Origin of the sequence: Collinsella sp. AM16-21 (assembly GCF_003471905.1) — a bacterium.
Lineage (GTDB): Bacteria > Actinomycetota > Coriobacteriia > Coriobacteriales > Coriobacteriaceae > Collinsella.
Genome location: NZ_QRKJ01000005.1, coordinates 75,704 through 94,333, shown reverse-complemented (window position 1 = coordinate 94,333; position 18,630 = coordinate 75,704). Strand labels below are relative to the sequence as shown.

The following is an 18,630-nucleotide window of genomic DNA, read 5'->3' as shown; positions in this document are numbered from 1 at the left end:
CGGCACGCGTCGAATGTCCTCGATCGCGTGCCGCCGGGAATTGCCTTAAACAAGCTTCGAATGATCCGGAAGCCGCCCTACACGATGCCCACGAGGCCGAGGACGAGCGCCAGAATCATGATGCCAACCAGGATGATGTTGACGTTCACGTTCTTCTTGCGCAGGAGCCAGAGGACGACGAGCGTAAGCCCCAGGGGCACGATGCCCTTGAAGATCGAGTCGAGGTAGGTCTGGATCATGACGGGGTCAGAGTCCTGAACCGGAATGGACAGGATCGTGTTGAATTGGACGTTCGCCGCAGTCATGGCACCGATCATCACGAGGCCAACCGTGGAGGTCGCCTTGGTGATGAGCTTCATGAGACCACCCTCGTACATCTCGGAGATGAAGTTGGTGCCCATGCTGAAGCCGAGGTAGGTCATGAAGTATCGGCAGAGGATCGACGGGATGTTGTAGATCAGCAGGAACATGATCGCGCCGAGTGGCGAGCCGCTCATGGCGAGGTTGATGCCAATGCCGGCAGCGATGACACGCAGGACGCCCCAGAAGATTGCGTCACCGATGCCGGACATCGGGCCCATCAGGGAAACCTTGATGCCGTCGATGGACTCGGTGTCGAAGTCTTCGTGCTGCGAGTTCTCCCTCTCCATGGAGGCGACGAGGCCCATGGCGAACGTGCCGACGTTCTGGGTAATGTTGTACCAAGTCGTGTGACGCTTCATGGCTTCGGCACGGGCCTCGGGGTCATCGGCGTAGTAGCGGTTAAGCGCGGGCTGGACGGAGTACAGCCAGCCGTCGGCGCCAGCCTTGACGGAACCGCCGGCGCAGGAGGCGAACACGGAGAAAGAGCGCAGGAAAATGCTGTTGAGCATCTTCTTGTCTTCAGGGCTCACATTCTTGGTCAGGTTGCTCATGCGAAGAAATCCTCCTCGTCGCTGGTTACAGAGTCGTTGGAAACGGCCTGGGTGGCCAAGCCCTTCTTGGTGAGATCGAAAATCTCCTTGTCGCGGAGGGCGGAGGCAACCGCGATGATGACGCCGAGAACCGCGATGGCGATCATCGGGAGGCCGAGGTACTGGTAGAGCGTGAAGCCCAGGAAGAAGTAGATGCTGAGCTCGGTGCTCCACAGCATCTGGAGCAGGAGCGCCATACCAACGGCGGGCAGGAGGGCGCCCACGGCGTTGAGGCCGCTCATGACATTGGCCGGAATCTGGTTGACGATAGCGGCAACGGGCTCAGCGCCAAGGTAAACGCCGAGGAAGGCGATGAGGCCAAATGCGGCGTACTTAACGAACCAGAGAACGAAGTGCTGAAGCGCGAGGCCCTTCTCGTTGCCCTCGGCGGCCATCTTGTCAAAGGTGGCGGCGAAGAACGCGAGGAACACGTTGTTCATGAAGATCGAGAGGAACGCGGTGACGACGCCAACGGGAACGGCCAGCGTGATGGCGGCGCCTTGGTCGATGCCGGCGCCAACGGTGAAGGCGACGGCGAGGGCGGTCGCGGTAACGGGCTCGGCGGAGATGGCGCCACCGATGTTAACCGCGCCCATGAAGATTGCCTCGAGAGAGGCACCGATGATGACACCGGTCTTGACGTCGCCCATCAGAAGGCCCGCAACGAGGCCGACCACGAGAGGACGCTCGATCATACACTGACCGAGAACCCAGTTGCCGCCGTAGCAAATCAGCACGGTCAACCAGGCCATTACTGCTAACCCAATCATTTGACTTCCTTTCTCTCATTTCATTTGACCGCCTGGCCAAATCCCCTTATTTCTCCGCCGCCTCGATCAGACTCTTGAGAGGAGTCTTGGGATTGGACGGGATAAGCTGATGGAAAACCGGAATACCCTGCTCGCAAAGCTCCTTCGCGGCCTCGAGCTCATCCGGGTTGAGCATGATCGTGGAGTTGAGGGCGACCTTGCTATCCGGATCGGACTTGTCGAAGCGGCCGACATTGGCAACGTTCACGCCCTCGATCTTGCCCGGTGCGCCTTTAACGAGCTCAAGCACGTCACGCACGCAGTTGGTGAGCGCGAAGATGCGCATGGAGTCCGCACGCGGATCGTTCGCGATGCGGCAAGCATCCGGAACATCCTTGACGAGGAGCTTCTGGCCCGCCGGCGTACCCATGGAAAGCGTCATGCGAAGGGCATCGCTCTCCACGGCGTGCTTGTTGGCGACGATGATCCTGGTGGTGTTGAGCTCCTTGGTCCACACCAGGGCGACCTGCCCGTGAATCAGACGGTCATCGACTCGAACCTGAACAATCATTGTTTCCTCTCCTTACTTATTAGTGCTCTCTAATCGAAGAAGTCTCCGTCGGACCCCTCGTTGTCCGCGGCCTTGCTCGGAGGCTCGACGACCTGCATCGTCGCCCTCGCCAGCTCGACGCTCTGCTTGATCGAATCTGCCGTGACCGGCTCAGCGCCGAGGAGCGCCTCGATCACGAGGCCGAGGTTCATACCGGTAACATGGACGATCCCGCGCTTCTCCGGCTCCATAAGGACGACCTTCTGGAAGACGGAGCCACCGTAGATGTCGGTGAAGATGATGGCCTCGTCCTCAGGGCCCACCGAGTCAATAAACGCCTGGATGCGAGGGGTGAAATCGGAGTCGTCCACGTAGCAGTCAACTGCTTCCACCATGTCCGCCATACCGGTCAGGACCTCGATCGAGCTCCTGATTCCGCTTGCGAGGTGACCGTGCGACGCGACAAGAACTTTCTTCATCGAGTCTCTCCTAGAGCGAATAGTGGTTGGGGTTCAGAAGCTGGATCTTGCTTGCGACGAACGCGCGCATGTCGGGAGCGGCGTCCATCAGGAGGCCAACGCCGTTGCCGTCGTTCTTGCCGGAGTTGATGTCCTTCTCGAAGGCGCGGTACATGGAGCGGAAGTACTCCGTGGCGATGTTGAACTTGCTCATGCCGAGGTTCACGGCCTCCTGGAGCTGCTCGTCGGGGATGTCGGAGCATCCGTGCATGACGAGGGGGACGCTGACGGCCTCCCTGCAGGCCTTGATGCGCTCCATGTCGAGGTTCGGGACCTTGACGTAGGGGCCGTGGGCGTTGCCGACGGCGATGGCGAGCGAACCACAGCCGGTGCCCTCGACGAACTCCTCGGCGAGGTTCGGGTCGGTATAGTGGTCGCTGTTCACGAAGTCGTTGGCGTCGGAGCCGTTGCCGACGTGGCCGAGCTCGGCCTCGATGTCAACGTCGAAGATCTTGGCGACCTGGACGACGTCCTTCGTGAGCTGGAAGTTCTCCTCATAGGGAAGCGAGGAGCCGTCGACCATGACGGAGGGGAAACCGGCCTTGACGCCCTTGACGGCGATCTCGTAACCAGCGGAGTGATCCTGGTGGACGGCGACGGGCACGCTCGCGCGCTCGGCGTAATAGCGGGCGGCGAAGGCGATGATGTCGAGGGCACAGTGGTCCTCGAAGCCGGGCCAGTACTGGATGATGATAGGCATGTGCTCATCCTCGGCGGCCTGGATCGCATAACGGATGGTCTCCGTGTTGATGACGTTGATCGCGGGCACGCCATAGTGGTGCTCGGTCGCATGTTGAAGAAGCTCGTTGACCTTGATGAGAGACATCTTTGTCTTCCTTTCACTTGGATAACCATTGGATTGGACAGTTCTCAGCTCGTCAGCTGGTTGAACACGAAGAGAAGCGCGAAGCAGGCAGGCGCTTGCAAAACGCGGTGGAACCTATGCGGCCGACTGGCCCTCAGGCTGTGGCGCTGCGCTTCGACGCCACAGTACGTACGCCACAAAAGCAACGACCGCAGCAATCGTTGAAGCGAGGGCGAAGGCCAGAAAACCCGCGTGCGTGCCGAGCGCGTCGCACGCCCAACCGCCAAACAGGTTCGCAACCACGACGGACAGACCGCTCTGAACCATCGCGAAGGCGCTCTGACCTCGAGCGCGACAATCCTCGTAAGTGTGGTTGGCAATGTAGGTAACGCAGGAGTAGTAGACGGTCATGTAACTCACGCTCTGCAGCAGCTGGCCGCAGATCATGACCGGGACGATGCCGGTGCCCACGAGCACGAGCCTGAGCGCCGCCATGAAGCAGGAAAAGATCAGGAGGTTCATCTCGCCGAAGCGCCTGACCAGCTTGGAGGAAACGAGCAGGATGGGGATCTCGCTCGCAGCGGAGACCGCACTCAGGACGCCCACGAGGTTCTGACCCTCGCCAAGCTCGACCGCGTAGCGGCCCAAGAACGCCCCGATGAAGCCAATCGCGGCCGAACTGATGAAGGCGAAGACCAAGACGAAGGCGATCTCATTGCTGGTAAACAGCGAGAGGAGGCCCTTTCCGTGGGAGACCTTGGGATCGTCCGCGGCATTGGCGCGAATTCCCGCCTCGGGGAGGCGCCACATGTGAGCCGCGAAGACCACCAGCGCGGCAGAGACCACCGCGAACTGGATTTGAGGAGCCATGTCGAGCAGCCGACCGACGATCAGGACGACGATGGCATAGCCGATAGTGCCACCCATGCGAATGCGAGAAAAGTCCAGGCCAGAGCGATCCGCGAGCTCGATGACGAGGGAGTCGCTCAGGGGCAGGAGCCCCGAGAAAAACGCCGAGAACGCAAAGGTTACAAGAAGGACCGGGACGAACGTCGACGCCAGGTAATACAGCGGAGCGAGTACCGCCGCCGCAAGGCAGAGGATCACGATGACCGCGCGGCGGCGCCCGAGCTTGTCGGCGATCGTCGACCAGAGCGGCTGGATGGCGAGCGCACACACCGGGGTCGCCGCGAGGAGGATGCCGGTCTGGGCTGCGCTGAGGCCGAGGCTCGTGTAGTGAGCGGAGAGGAACGGCGAGTACACGCCCGCGCAGACCCAGTAGAGGACGTTCGCGAAGAACAGCGAAATCATGCTTGCGTTTGTCCTGGCGTTGTGCATCGTGCTTCTCCCTTCTTGCTCGCCGGGTGCCTGTCTGGGCTTCGAAGTGATTCGCCATCTAGCGTGAAACAAAGTTGTGAGGCGTTGGAACAATGTTCTGTTGTTTCATCGTTTTCGTGCCGTTGTTTCACGGCTCATAAGATAGCAGCTCAAGATGAGATTGCGCCGGGGAAGCACCGATTTACCGTGAACGGTAGGAAATCAGCGGTGAAACGCTATTTCACTGCTTATGAAACATTTTGCTTTATTTTCACCTCTCTTGACCTAAGATACGAAGCAAACTAGGGCCAAGGAGTAACCATGGATAAGACAGGGGATGTGCTCAGCCACATCTGCGCGGTCATGAACAGCCTATCCCCCTCGGAGAAGGCAATCGCAACGTATGTGCTCGACCACCCGTCGGACGTCGCAACGATGACCGTCCGCGAACTCGCCGCAGGAACCGGTACGTCACCGGCGTCTGTTTCGAGGTTCGCAAGGACGCTTGACTACCGAACCTATTCGGACATGCGTCTGGCGCTCGGCATATCCATCAGCAGGGCCTCCGGCGAGGAAAAGGCCACGGGCGGCAAGGTTACTCTGGACGACGTCGAGGGCTCCATTAAGTACGTCCTGTCTCACAAGGTCAAGGAGCTCTCCCAAACCGCCTCGCTCATTGACTCCGATGACTTTTCGGCAGTCGTCAATCTGCTCCACAACGCCAACCTCGTCCTGATTGCGGGCGTCGGCAACTCGATTAGCATGGGCGTAAACGCGGCGTTCAAGCTCTCACAGGTTGGAGTCAGGGCGTTTTGCCCCAGTACCACCGATGCCATGGTCTCCGCCGCAACCAGCCTCAAGGAGAATGACATCCTGCTCGTCATTTCGACGTCCGGATACTCGAAGCGCCTCGTCAACATATTCGACTCTGCCGAGGATTCGAACACCCCCATCATCATGATCACAGACAACCCAGATACGCCGCTCGCGAAGCGTGCCACGTATATCATCCGAGCCATCTCGCGAGATCAGGCCATCACCGGAACCGAGGTCGCCTTCTCGCACAGCTCGATCAACTTCGTCATCGAGCTGCTGTTCCTCTTCCTGACCTCTTGCTGGGATGACCCGGTAGAGTTTAACAGGATCATCTCGAAGAATCTCTTGGGAGACAGGCAATACAGCTAGGACGACGCACACCGGCGCACCGACGCCCAGACCGAAACGGGAGGACCCCTTGATAAAGCTCATCCTCGCAGACATGGACGGGACCCTGCTGCCGTTTGGCTCAAGGGTCGTATCGGAGCGCACGCACAGCGCGATTCTTTCGGCGCTTGATGCGGGCATCGCGTTCGGCCCCGCAAGCGGCCGCGACTACGCCGACCTGGCCGATGCCTTTGACGGCGACGCGCGCTGTTTCTCGACCGGCATCATGGCCAACGGAAAGAAGGTCTTCTCCAGCGGCGAACTCGTGTTTAAAAAGACGCTCTCGACGGAGGCCCTCGTCAAGCTCGATAGCGCCGTACGCCCCTACGCGGGGACGTCACTCTGGCTAGTCGCCGATGTCGATGAGACAGGCAAACGCTGCGAGCAGTTCCTCTGCGCCGTCGAGCCTGGCGACGAATTCGCCCTGGAAATCGTTAAGGACTCCGGAAGAGACATGGCGCTCGGAGACGTGCCCACGAACCGTGACGTCATCACCGCCGGCATCTTCGTCAACGTCAGCTCCGCCCCGACGGAAGTCGTTCGGAGTCGATGCAAGGAAGCCTGCCCAGAGCTTGATTTCCCCTCGCCCGTCCCATTCTTCCTCGATGTTGTTCCGGCTGGCTGGAGCAAGGTAAACGGACTCGACGCGCTTCTCGGCAGCCTTGGGGTCACGCTGGACGAGGTCGCTTTTATCGGAGACTCGGAAAACGACGTGACGCTCCTCGATAAGGTGCCGAACTCCTACGCAGTCGCGGGCGCGATGCCAGAGGCGAAGGCCGCGGCCCATCACCTGATCGGGAACGCAGCCGAGGACTCCGTCGCGAAGCTCATCGAACAGATTGTCCAGCAGCGAGGCTAGGGTTCCGCCAGCGTGGCATGCGCCGCGTGCCTCGTCATCCGTTCGTGGCGCGCTACCTCGTGACGATCCAGAGCGTGGCCATCGTCGCGACGCCGATGCCTACGATGAGCGCGGCCCACAGGACGCGGACCACGGGGTTCATGTCGCCCGCCACCACCATGTCGTTCGCGTGCCAGAACCAGCTCTCGTTTCCCTTGCGCATGATGCCCTCCCTTAGCCTCGATTACGCCATCTATGGCCGAGCAATCGCAGGTCACGTGCCATGGATTTGCCCTACGCCCAGCTTTCAGTTCTGTAAGGCGGCGGGAGCCTGTGCGAGGCCCCGAGTCCTGAGGCTGTTGCAATGAAAATGGGAATCAAGGGGCACGCATCAATCATATGGGTTCCTTTCGGGGGCGATGGCAAACGAAGCATCCATCATATAATGGAGCGACGCAATCAGAGAGGTCACCCATGGAATTTTATGCAAGCTGCCCCGAGGGCTTTGAGTCCGCACTCGCCGACGAGCTTAAACGGCTCGGGCTTTCGCATGTACGCCGCCTTAAGGGCCGCGCTACGTTTGAGGGCGAGCTCGAAGAAGGCTACCGCGCCTGTCTGTGGTCGCGCCTGGCCAGCCGCGTGTTTGTGGTGCTTGGGCGCTTTGAGGCGCAGGATGCCGATGCGCTGTACGACGGCGTTTACGACATCGCCTGGGAGAGCATTGTTCGCCCGGGCGCCACCATCGCCATCACCGCCCGCGGCGTGACCGAGCAGCTGCGCAACACGCGCTTCTCGGCCCTGCGCGCCAAGGACGCGCTGTGCGACCGCCTGGCCGAGGCCACGGGTCGCCGCGCCGGCGTCGATGCCGCCGATCCCGACGTTCACCTGCTGCTTTCGCTGCGCCAACGTCGTGCGAGCATAAGCCTGGACCTTTCAGGCGACCCGCTGTTCAAGCGTCTGCCGCCCGCGGCGACCCGCGCTGGCGAGGGCACGCACGTGCTACGCCCCGACTACGCCGCCCTGGTGTTGGCGCAGGTCGGCTGGACCGCGCTGTGCGAGCGCGAGCTGACGGCCGACGACTACGAGAACGAGGCTCTACCCACGTTGATCGACGCCTCGTGCGCCGGCGGCGGCCTGCTGCTGGAAGCCGTGAATATTCTGAACGACCGCGCCCCGGGCGCCGCCCGCGAGCGCTGGGGCTTTGAGGGCTGGCAGCTGCATGATGCCGACCTGTGGGAGCAGCTGCGTGCCGAGGCGCGCGAGCGCGAGACGGAAGCACGCGAGCGCCAGGCGCGCATCGTTGCCGTAGATGTTGACCCCGCCGCACGCAAGACCGCTGAGCGCATGGTTACGTGTGCCGGCTACAAGCGCTTTGTCGATTTTTGCGCCGCCAAGTCCGCCACCGTACTTGACCACGCGGGCGCCGTCGCCGGTGCCGCCGTGGTCGCGGATACGACCGAGACCCCGTTTTCGCTCATGCACGATGCCATGACGCTGGTCGGCGAGCTGCACCGCGCGCCCGAGCTTACCGCCGCGCCGGTCGCCGCGCTCACCCGCGACGGATTGCTGGCCCGCGCGCTCCATGCCGAGCCCGCGCGCTCCATCGCCGTCATGCCCAACAACGAGGAGGCGATCGTCGAAGTCTGGCCTTCGCTCGACCACGCCGCCGCGGCATTTGAGGCTGCGACCAACGCAGATGCCGAGGAGCAGACCGCAAATGCCCAAGACGAAGCCGCCGACACCCCCATGCCCGAGCCCGCCGCCACGCTCGACCTAGGCGACGGCAAGCCGCTGCCCGTGCTCATCCCCGAGTCCGAGCAGTTCGCCAACCGCCTGCGCAAGAACGCCCGCCTGCGTCGTAAGTGGGCCAAGCACGAGGGCGTGAGCTGCTACCGCGTCTACGATGCCGACCTACCCGACTACTCCGCCGCCATCGACCTGTACGAGGGATGCCCGCAGACGCCGGGCCGCTGGCTCGTCATCGCCGAATACGCCGCGCCCAAGACCATCGACCCCGCGCTGGCCCAGGCCCGCATGCTCGACATCTTGGCCATCGCGCCGCGCATCCTGGATGTTCCAGCCGAGCACGTGCACGCCAAGGCCCGCATGCGTTCGCGCGGCGGCTCGCAGTACGGCAAGCAGGGCGCTGGCAAGGGCGGCTCGGGCGAGCGCGCCAATATCGCGCGTCGTCGCCTGCCGCTCATCGAGGAAGGCGGCCTCACCTTTGCCGTCAACTTTGACGACTACCTGGACGTGGGCATCTTCTTGGACCACCGCGTCACGCGCAATCTGGTGCGTGAGCACGCCAAGCAGGCGCGCCGCTTCCTCAACCTGTTTGCCTACACCGGCACTGCCACCTGCTATGCGGCAGACGGCGGCGTCGAGGAGACCGTGACGGTTGACCTCTCGAACACCTATCTGGACTGGGCCGAGCGCAATATGCGTCAGAACGGCTTTGTGGGCCCGCAGCATCACTTTGTGCGCGACGACGTGCTCGCCTGGATTCGCGACCAGCGTCAGACGCGCAACCGCTGGGACCTGATCTTTGTCGACCCGCCCACGTTTTCGAACTCGTCCAAGATGGGCCGTCGCACCTGGGATGTTCAGCGCGACCATGTTGAGCTTTTGGCCGGCGTATCGCGCCTGCTCGCGCAGGGCGGCCATGCCATCTTTAGCTGCAACCTGCGCGGTTTCCGCCCCGAGACGCGCAAGCTTGCGCGCGCAGGCGTGGTGCTGGAGGACATTACGGCGCAGACCATCCCCGAGGATTTCGCGCGCAACCAGAAGGTGCACCACTGCTACATCGTGCGCCGCCTGCCCATCGAGGACGCCATGGCCGAGGTCGGCTTTAGCGCCGAGGAAATTGCTGAGCGCGTCGAGGAACTGCGCAACCCCGGAGCCCGCAAGCCTCGCGCAACGGCGCCCGCGCACGCGCAGGCCGGCGTCCGAGGACCGCACGGCGACGACAAGCCCGCCTGCTCAGGCAAGCCCAAAAAGAAGAAGTTCTACGCCAGCAAGCCCAAGGGCAAATAAACAAAGTTGCGGTGGAATAGTTTCTAAAAATGCCTGGTAAAGGCCCAAACAGGAACTATTTCACCGCAGCTCATAGTGGGATGGCGGGTGCCGTCCTACCCTTGGGTGACCAGGCGATAGCCAATACCCACGTGCGTTTGGATATAGCGCGGGTGCGCGGGGTCGGACTCGATCTTCTTGCGCAACGTGCCCATAAAGACACGCAGGCTCGCCAGGTCGCTCTTGGTCGCCGTACCCCAAATCTCGTGCAAGATAAACTGGTGCGTCAGCACCTTGTCGGCGTTGTGTGCCAGCAGGCACAAGAGCTTGTACTCGATCGGCGTCAGATGCAGCTCCTCGCCATCCATCGTGGCGATGCCGGCATCAAAATCGATATGCAACTCGCCGGTATCGAACGAGCCCTCGGAGACAACACCGCCCGCCTGCGCATACGAAAGGCGCCTGAGCGTGGTGCGAATGCGCGCGAGCAGCTCCTCGACCGAAAACGGCTTAGTCAGGTAGTCATCGGCGCCGGCATCGAGCGCTCGGATCTTGTCCGCGTCCTCGCTGCGCGCCGAAACCACGATGATCGGCATGCCCGACCACGCGCGCACCGACTCCACCACCTTGACGCCGTCCATATCGGGCAGGCCCAGATCGAGCAGCACAATGCTCGGCGCCTGCGACGAAGCGGCGGCGATGGCGGCGTGGGCGGTCTCCACAGCCATATGGCGCAAGCCGTGCGCCTCGAGCGCGGCGACGATAAGGTTGCGGACGGCGGGATCGTCCTCAACGACCAAGATGAGCGGTTTCACGGCAGAGTTCGGCACAGCGCTACTCCTTATCAAACGAAACGTCGGCGGCGGGAAGCTCAATCGTAAAGACCGAACCGTGAGGGTCCGCCGCGGTAACCTCTATGCTACCGCCATGTGCCAGCGCAATGGAGCGGCAGAGCGAAAGCCCCAAGCCCACACTGCGGCAGCTGTCGGCCAGGCCATGGTTGGCGGTGTAGAACGACTCAAAGATTCGCTCGCGGTCCTCGGGCGCAATGCCCGGGCCGTCGTCGGCGACCGAACACCTCACGCATCCGCCGTCGACGCTAATCGAAATCACGATATGCGAGCCCGCGGGCGTGTAGGTAATGGCGTTGTTCACCAGGTTTACCACCAGCTGCACCATCAGGCGCGCATCGACGTTGACGAGCGCCGGCTCATCGCACGCCACCACCTTAAGGTCGTGCTCGCGCACGGCCGGGTTTACGTGGCGCAGCGCCTCCTCGACGATATCGTCCATAAGCTCGAGCGTAGTCGACAGATGCATGCCGCCGCCCTCGAGCTTGGTGATGGCGAGCAGGTTCTCGACGGTGGCGTTGAGCCATTGCGCGTCCGAGCGAATGGATAGGAGCATGCCGCGGCGCGTCTGGTCGTCAAGCACGGCCGTGCCGGTCGAGCCCTGGTCGAGCAGCACGTCGGCATTACCCGAAATGCTGGTAAGCGGCGTGCGCAGATCGTGCGAGATGGAGCGCAGCAAGTTGGCACGCAGCTGCTCGTTTTTAGCGAGCACCGCCGCTTCCTCGCGGGCCTCCATGGCGCGGGCGCGATCGAGCGCCAGCTCGCCTTCGCTCGCGATGGCATCGGCAAGCGTCCGCTCCTCGGGCGTCAGCGCATCGGGCTCGGCGACAATGGCGAACACCCCCACCACCGAGGCGGGATCGCCCGCGCGCACCATGGTGTCGCCCGAGCGCACGGTCAGGTATATGCCGTAGAACGCCGAGGCGCCATAGGTGGCATCGAGCGGCGTTCCCACATAGGCGGACGCCGAGAGCCGCGGCGGCATCTGCGGCGCCAGCTGGTGTACCGGCGCGGCATCGCCCACGGCCGTGTACGTCGTGCGCGGCAGCAGGTCATCGTTATCGGCATCGGCGCTATACCACACGACCGGACAGTCCGAAAGACGCGCCAGCTGCGTTGCCATAGCGTGCACAATCTGTTGCTGATCGCCACACCGCTGCAGCATGCGGTTGGTCTCGAGCACCATCTGCGTGCGACGGTCGCTGGCGGCGGCCTGCGCCAAGGCGCGGCGCAGGGCCAGCGCGATCGAGCTCGATACGAGCGAGACCGCAAACATGATAAAGAACATGCCGGGATAGACGCGGTCGATAAACGACAGCGCGTAGCGCGGGTCGACAAACAAGAAGTTGTAGAGCGCCACGGCGGCAGCCGAGCTCAGCAGGCAGTACAGGCGGCTCCAGGTAAAGAAAGCGCACAGCTGCACGGCAAACACATAGACGATCATGATGCTCGGCGCGAGCCCCGGATGGTCGAGCAGCGCGCCCACAATCGTCGCCGCGGCTAGCAGCCCCGCCGATACGCAGGCGTCATACAGAGGGCTGCGACGCGTCAGCGTTGTACGCCGCCACCAAAAGTTCTCGGCAATATCGCCGTCCGCACGGACGTCCATCAGCGCCCCGCCCCTCTCTCAAAAACAAAAACCACCACAAAGGGGACTGGCACCTTTGCGGTGGTGGCCTCCTTGTGGTGGTTTCAAGTGTATAGCCTTTGCAGCCTGCGGTCGCTAGACAAACAGCAGACGTCGACTACGGACGCTCGTCGGGAGCCAGGCGCTGCATCTTGCTCACGGCCTTAAACTTGGTGAACAGCGGCACGTACTCAAAGCTCACGTTGGAGTTCTCCAGGCCGTACCAGCGCGCAGGCGTGCCGGCGGCGCGGCGGATGATGTACTTGAGCGTGATGGCCGTACGCTCGCTGGGCTCCACGTCGCTTTCGGGCGCCAGCAGCTTGCGGATCATGACGAACTTAAACGTACCGATGTTGCCCGGGTCCTTGTAGACCGAGTAGTCATGCGTCTGCGCCGGCAGCTCGCCGCTGGCAGCCAGGTCCTGAACAACCTGGCGCAGGTAAGCATTGACGCGCTGGTTGATCTTATAGCCCAGGTACAGATGCACGCGGAATACGTAGTCGGTGCCGAACGTCTCGACCGAGTAGGCAAAGGTATGCGGCTCCTCCATGGTCTCGACATTCACGAACCACCAGGCGCGAGCGCGCTTGGGGTGCTTATCCAAAATCGAGTAGACGATATCGCGGTCGATATAGTCGGTGTTGGTGTCCTTGGTCAGGTACACGATGTTGTCGCTCATGAGCTCGTAGCGATCGTCGTCGCGCAGGCGTTTGAGCTGCGGCAGATAGCTGCGCAGCGGCAGCAGCGTAAACTGACGTTGCTCGACCGCCGTACCGTTGTACCAGCACACCATAATGCCCATGATGAGTGCAGCCATAAGGATGGTGAAGTAGCCGCCGTGGAAGAACTTGGTGAGCGAGCTCACAAAGAAGAAACCCTCGAGCAAAAGGAAGAAGGCAGCAAAGATCCACGGCGCGACCTTGAGATTGCGCTCCACGTGCAGATAGAAGAAGAGCAGCATTGTCGTGCACATCATGGTCAGGGTAATGGCCAGGCCGTACGCGGCCTCCATGTGCGCCGAGTTCTGGAACAGCAGCACCACGACGACGCAGCCCACGAGCATGACGTTGTTGACCATGGGGATGTAGAGCTGGCCCTTGGTCTCGGCAGGATAGAAGACCTGCATATGCGGCATGAGGTCCAGGCGGCTGGCCTCGGACACCAGCGAGAATGCGCCGGTGATGAGCGCCTGCGAGGCGATGATGGCCGCGACGGTGGAAAGGCCGACGGCAAAGGGGCGCAGACCCGGGGCGAGCATCTGGTAGAAGGGGTTGAGGTCGGCGATACCCATGAGCTCCGGGTTGCCGGCGTTGTTGATAAGCCACGCGCCCTGGCCCATGTAGGACAGCAGCAGGCAGCACTTAACGAACGGCCAGGTGGCATAGATGTTGCCGCGGCCCACATGGCCCATGTCGGAATAGAGCGCCTCGGCACCGGTGGTAGCGAGGAAGCAGCTGCCCAGAATCATGATGCCCGCATGGTTGTTGGGGCTCAGCAGAAAAGCGATGCCACGCAACGGGTTGAGGCACAGCAGCACCGCGGGATACTGGCAGACAAAGAACAGGCCCGTGCCGCCCAGGAACAAAAACCACAGCGTCATGATGGGGCCGAAGGCGTGACCGATCTTGGCCGTGCCGATGCGCTGCACCAAGAAGAGCGCGATGATGATGGCAAGCGTGATGGCGACGACACGACCCTGGTCGTCACCGAGCACGGCATGGACCGCCGGGATGGTGCGCAGGCCCTCGATGGCCGTGGTGACGGTAACGGCAGGCGTCAGGATGCCGTCGGCGAGGAGCGCCGCGCCGCCCAGCATGGCGGGGATGATGAGCCACTTGCCGCAGCGCTTGACCAGGCTGTACAGGGCAAAGATGCCGCCCTCGCCGTGGTTGTCGGCGCGCAGCGAGATCAGCACGTACTTGACGGTCGTCAGCAGTGTGACCGTCCACACGACAAGGGAGAGCGCGCCGAGCACGAACTCCTGCGTGACGCTTCCGATGCCGCCGTTGCCGGCAACGAGCGCCTTGGTTACATACATGGGGCTGGTGCCGATATCGCCATACACCACGCCCAGCGTGACGAGCATCGCCGAGATGCTCACAGGAATCGCAGCGTGCGAAGCTGCCTCCTTGGCCTTTTGATTCATAAGCCGGTTTCCTCCCAACTTTAACGTTCGACGGGATTATATGTAATCAGCCCATATTTTAATGGCACCGTTTTCCCAGCTAGATAAACATTTATGCGGCCTTTAGGCCACCGCGGCGATATGGAATGTGACAAAGGGACTGCTCCCTTTGTCACATCCGTCATTTTCCGAACCAGTTTTTGAACCACCACTCCATGGAGCGGCTCATCTCGGCCATAAAGGGGCTCGTGTGCTTGCGGGTGTAGATATCGATGACGCGCTCGCCCGCCTCGCGGGCATGCGGGCGAAACATCGCGTCCATCTCGGCCACCTGCGCATCCATCGTCTCGGCGTCGGCGCGGCGGTAGTGCTCCTCGTGCACCAGGTTCACCACGGGATGCGCGATTGCCGGGCGCTCCTTACGGGGCGTGCCGATGATGAGCATCGACAGCGGCATGGTATAGGGCGGCAGATCGAGCAGCTCGGCGACTTCCTCGGCATTCTCGACGATATCACCGATGTAGCAGCTCCCCAGCCCCAGGGCCTCGGCGGCAACCACGGCGTTTTGAGCGGCGATCACGGCATCCTGCGCCGCGATGGCAAAGTCGCCCAAACCCGGCGCGCGGCGGGGCGCCTTGCCCGTGCGCCCGACAAACTCGGGTTCAAAGCAGCCCACGTGCTCAAACAGATCGATCCACTTGGCATAATCGACCACAAATATAAGTGCCCAGGGCGCCTTGGCGATCATGGGCTGGTGATCGCACAGGTCGGCCAGACGGTCCAGCGTAGCCTGCTCGCGAATGCTCACGATGGAATACATCATCATGGCGCCCGCCGACGGCGCGCGACTCGCCGCATGCAAGATCGCCGCCCGCTGCTCGTCGGTCACCGCCACGGGACGGCCGTCGTCATCGCGCGCAAAAGCGCGCGTGGACGAGCGGTGCTCCAAAATGTCCAGTACCGCGTTGCCCGTAGTCTCGACCGGATAGCCGTACGTATCCACGCCCGCAGCTCCGTCGCCGCCCATGTCCGCCTCGCAAACCTGCTCGCTCATTGCCCTACCCTCGCCATTTCTTTAAGAAGCCTTTACGTTTCCGTGTAATTCCCGTCCATTATCGCGCAGGTCGCCACTACATTGCGCCACACCGCCACACGCGCGCGTTAATATGGCTGGTTGGTGTGCGCAGCCACCAATTGCTGCGCATATCTTGGTAACAATCGGGTAAATCCCCGCTTTCGTAGGTTTTAGTTTGTGAGGAGTCTCAGCATGTTCGCTGCCGCCATCTCGCTCGTCGGTCTTGCGGCGACCGTCTACCTTGTCTTGCGCGAGGCCAAGGCCATTTGCGCAAAGTCGGGCACCGTTGCCAAAAGCGCTCTTGGGTGGAGCGTCGCCTTCGGCCTGTTCCAGCTCTTTTTGACCATTTGGGGCGCCATTGGCCTCGTCGCTCAAAACGAGCCGCTCGCCTTTGTGATTCTCATCCTGACCAACGCCATTCTCACCGGATGCGCTTGGGCCAGCATCGCCCGCGACCGCATCGCACCGCGCGTCTTTGCGTTCGCCTCGGCCGACGCTCCCGCCCCCACTGGCAAGCTCGCCCGCCTGCGCGGCGCCTTTGTGGGCAAACCGCTCGTCGCCGCCGTCCTGTGCCTGCTGCTCGCCGGCGTCTTTGCGCTGCTGGGCATGGAGGTCTCGTCCAACCACGACTTTACCTGGGTCTACCCCCTGTGCATCCTGCTCGAGTGGGCCATCATCACCGTGCTCATGACCGGCCTGTTCTTCCTATTCCAGCGCCACGGCGCAGCTCCCGCGGTCCTGGCCTTTGCCCTCTTTGTCCTGGGCATTGCCGAGTTCTTCGTTATCACGTTTAAATCCATGCCCATCCAGCCGGGCGACCTTTCGGCCATCTCCACCGCCGCCGCGGTCGCCGGCAACGGCTACACCTTCTCGATCTCGCTGTTCTGCGTGCTGTCCATGGGCTTTACCGCCATCGCCATGCTGCTGTGCGAGTACGCCGGCCTGGTGGCACCGCACCGTCAGAAGGGTGCCGCCAGCGCCAAGCGCATGCTGCTCACCAACCTGCTCGTGGCAGTGCTATGCCTGGGCGGTGTGACCGCGCATGTCACGCTCATCGACTACTACAACACTCTCGGCATCACCGTCTACACCTGGCGTCCGCTCGAGAGCTACTGGCGCGAGGGCTACCTGCCTGCCTTTATTAGTGCGGCGCAGTCCATCAAGCCGCCCAAACCCGCCGACTACTCCGTCGACGATGCCAAGGCCACGCTCAAAAAGTACGCCAAGGCCTACGACAAGTCCGACGCGGCCAAGAGCGACGAGCGCGCCGCCGCAAAGGAGCAATTCGACAGCGAGAAGCCCACGGTCATCGCCATCATGAACGAGACCTTCTCGGACCTGTCCATCTACCAGAACATGCGCGCCGGCTACGAGGGCCCGCAGTACTTTAAGAACCTGTCCAACTGCCTCAGCCGCGGCAAGCTCTATGTGAGCGCCTACGGCGGCGGCACGGCCAATACCGAGTTTGAGTTTATGACCGGCAACTCCATGGCCAACCTGGGTTCGGGCGTGTACCCCTACACCATCTACAACATGGAGACGACCGGGAACCTGGCAGAGCAGTTCAAATCGCTCGGCTATTCCACCACGGCCATGCACCCCAACCACGCCACCAACTGGAACCGCGAGAACGTCTATAAGGACTTTGGCTTTGACCAGTTCCTGTCCATCAACGATTTCCAGGGCGCCGATACCCTGCGCGGCATGGTGACCGACCAGGCTACCTACGACAAGATTCTGGAGCTTCTCGACCAGAACGCCGACCCGCAGTTCATCTTCGATGTGACCATGCAGAACCACTCGGGCTACGACACGGGCCTGCTGCCGGCAGATAAGCAGATGCACCTCAACATCGACACGACCGATCTGGACGCCAAGACCGTCGAGGACGGCACGCTGTCCGATGTCGACGAGTACGTCTCGTGCATCGAGCAGTCCGACCAGGCGCTTCGCTACTTCCTTAACGCCTTGAGCAAGCTCGACCGCAAGGTGGTCGTGGTGTTCTGGGGCGACCACCAGCCGTTCTTCCCGTCCAAGTTCAACGATAAGTGGTTTACCGGCGAGGACGACGCCACGCACCAGGAGCGCTTGTGGCAGACCGACTACATCATCTGGGCTAACTACGACGTCGCCGGCTGCGACCAGACGAGCGAGGTCGACGACCTGTCCACCAACTACCTGTCCACCCAGCTGATGCAGCTGATCGGCGCCCCGCTGACCGACTACCAGAAAGCGCACATGACGCTGCGCGAGTCGCTGCCCGCCATCAACTCGGTGGGCTACGAGGACGCCAGCCTGCGTTGGGCGCTTTCCTCCAACGTCACCGGTGACGACGCCGCCGCAGCAGCCGCCACCAAGGCGCGCGAGGATTACGCCAAGATGCAGTACTACGAGATGTTCCGCGACGGCAAGAACGTGTATACCGAGCACTTCCAGACCGAGGCCAACGAGACCGACCCCAACCTGGCACCGGGCACGACCAAGATCAAGTAGCGACACGTCTTAACTGGTTCGTCTGCCTGGCGGCGCGGAATGTAAGGTTCCCTGCTCGGACAGTCCTGCTCGCACGGAGAGCACATTAAGTGCTCTCCGGCTCGTGCGGAACTCGCGATGAACCTTACATTCCGCGTCGCCAGGCAGACGCCTCGGTGTTGAAGCGCGGCTTGTCATGAAAGCATCCGCAACATATATAAGTTGAAGGCCACATTAAGTGGCCTTCTTTATATTCGGAAAGTGTGTCCCGGAATCTGCCTTCGGAATGGGACGCAGTTTCCGCTTGAGGGCCTGTTGGGAAAGCGCATCCCACTTCAAGAGAAAATTCCGGGTCGCACTTTCCGCTAAGGCTCTCAACCGGAAAGTGCATCCCATTCCAAGCCTTAATTCCGGGACATAGTTTCCGGACAAGACATCAACCGGAAAGTGGGGACCACTCTGAGCGCCGATTCTGGGACACACTTTCCGAAACCCCGCCCATCCGGAAAGCCCGTCCCACTCCGTATACATCCAG

The 18,630-nt window shown here is 62.0% G+C and carries 15 protein-coding genes; 4 read left to right on the top strand and 11 right to left on the bottom strand.

Annotation, left to right across the window (positions count from 1 at the left end; genetic code table 11):
• Positions 1 to 77 precede the first annotated feature (77 nt).
• From DW180_RS04100 to DW180_RS04075, 6 genes are all read right to left on the bottom strand, one after another.
• Positions 78 to 914 (bottom strand): PTS system mannose/fructose/sorbose family transporter subunit IID, encoded by an 837-nt coding sequence (locus DW180_RS04100; RefSeq protein ID WP_055251948.1) that lies wholly within the window; start codon positions 912 to 914, stop codon positions 78 to 80.
• Positions 911 to 1,723, bottom strand: a complete 813-nt coding sequence (locus tag DW180_RS04095) for a PTS sugar transporter subunit IIC (RefSeq protein WP_089573151.1) — start codon at positions 1,721 to 1,723, stop codon at positions 911 to 913. The genes DW180_RS04100 and DW180_RS04095 overlap by 4 nt, the downstream gene beginning before the upstream one ends.
• Positions 1,724 to 1,769: 46 nt before the next feature.
• Entirely contained in the window at positions 1,770 to 2,273 is a 504-nt protein-coding gene (locus tag DW180_RS04090) for a PTS sugar transporter subunit IIB (RefSeq protein WP_055251944.1), read from the bottom strand.
• Between the two features lie 29 nt (positions 2,274 to 2,302).
• Positions 2,303 to 2,731 (bottom strand): PTS sugar transporter subunit IIA, encoded by a 429-nt coding sequence (locus DW180_RS04085; RefSeq protein WP_118237580.1) that lies wholly within the window; start codon positions 2,729 to 2,731, stop codon positions 2,303 to 2,305.
• Between the two features lie 10 nt (positions 2,732 to 2,741).
• A complete protein-coding gene (locus tag DW180_RS04080) occupies positions 2,742 to 3,596 on the bottom strand; it encodes a class II fructose-bisphosphate aldolase (protein ID WP_089573152.1) in 855 nt (284 codons plus the stop codon).
• A gap of 114 nt (positions 3,597 to 3,710) precedes the next feature.
• Positions 3,711 to 4,913, bottom strand: a complete 1,203-nt coding sequence (locus DW180_RS04075; protein ID WP_118237579.1) for an MFS transporter — start codon at positions 4,911 to 4,913, stop codon at positions 3,711 to 3,713.
• A 300-nt stretch (positions 4,914 to 5,213) separates the two neighbouring features.
• Here DW180_RS04075 and DW180_RS04070 point away from each other — a divergent pair, with 300 nt between their 5' ends.
• Together DW180_RS04070 and DW180_RS04065 are read left to right on the top strand one after the other, a co-directional pair.
• On the top strand, positions 5,214 to 6,077 hold the full coding sequence (locus DW180_RS04070) for a MurR/RpiR family transcriptional regulator (protein WP_055251936.1): 864 nt from the start codon (positions 5,214 to 5,216) through the stop codon (positions 6,075 to 6,077).
• Between the two features lie 49 nt (positions 6,078 to 6,126).
• The gene (locus DW180_RS04065) at positions 6,127 to 6,954 is read left to right on the top strand and encodes an HAD hydrolase family protein (protein WP_118237577.1); all 828 of its coding nucleotides are present in this window, start codon (positions 6,127 to 6,129) and stop codon (positions 6,952 to 6,954) included.
• Between the two features lie 52 nt (positions 6,955 to 7,006).
• Here DW180_RS04065 and DW180_RS10215 read toward each other — a convergent pair whose 3' ends face one another.
• Positions 7,007 to 7,156 (bottom strand): hypothetical protein, encoded by a 150-nt coding sequence (locus DW180_RS10215; RefSeq protein WP_158558713.1) that lies wholly within the window; start codon positions 7,154 to 7,156, stop codon positions 7,007 to 7,009.
• Positions 7,157 to 7,407: 251 nt separating this feature from the next.
• Here DW180_RS10215 and rlmKL point away from each other — a divergent pair, with 251 nt between their 5' ends.
• Positions 7,408 to 9,966 carry a bifunctional 23S rRNA (guanine(2069)-N(7))-methyltransferase RlmK/23S rRNA (guanine(2445)-N(2))-methyltransferase RlmL gene (gene rlmKL, locus DW180_RS04060; RefSeq protein ID WP_118237575.1) on the top strand — a complete coding sequence of 853 codons (2,559 nt, stop codon included), beginning with the start codon at positions 7,408 to 7,410 and terminating at the stop codon, positions 9,964 to 9,966.
• A 95-nt stretch (positions 9,967 to 10,061) separates the two neighbouring features.
• On the opposite strand, the gene DW180_RS04055 is transcribed toward rlmKL, so the two are convergent.
• From DW180_RS04055 to DW180_RS04040, 4 genes are all read right to left on the bottom strand, one after another.
• On the bottom strand, positions 10,062 to 10,775 hold the full coding sequence (locus DW180_RS04055) for a response regulator (protein ID WP_197032188.1): 714 nt from the start codon (positions 10,773 to 10,775) through the stop codon (positions 10,062 to 10,064).
• A gap of 4 nt (positions 10,776 to 10,779) precedes the next feature.
• Entirely contained in the window at positions 10,780 to 12,405 is a 1,626-nt protein-coding gene (locus DW180_RS04050; protein ID WP_118237573.1) for an ATP-binding protein, read from the bottom strand.
• Between the two features lie 136 nt (positions 12,406 to 12,541).
• Positions 12,542 to 14,569: a KUP/HAK/KT family potassium transporter gene (locus DW180_RS04045; RefSeq protein ID WP_118237571.1), complete on the bottom strand. Its 2,028-nt coding sequence runs from the start codon at positions 14,567 to 14,569 to the stop codon at positions 12,542 to 12,544.
• Between the two features lie 160 nt (positions 14,570 to 14,729).
• A complete protein-coding gene (locus tag DW180_RS04040) occupies positions 14,730 to 15,602 on the bottom strand; it encodes a nitroreductase family protein (protein WP_118237569.1) in 873 nt (290 codons plus the stop codon).
• A gap of 213 nt (positions 15,603 to 15,815) precedes the next feature.
• Between DW180_RS04040 and DW180_RS04035 the strand changes: the two genes are divergently transcribed.
• Positions 15,816 to 18,116, top strand: a complete 2,301-nt coding sequence (locus tag DW180_RS04035; protein WP_118237567.1) for an LTA synthase family protein — start codon at positions 15,816 to 15,818, stop codon at positions 18,114 to 18,116.
• The last annotated feature ends 514 nt before the right edge of the window (positions 18,117 to 18,630 follow it).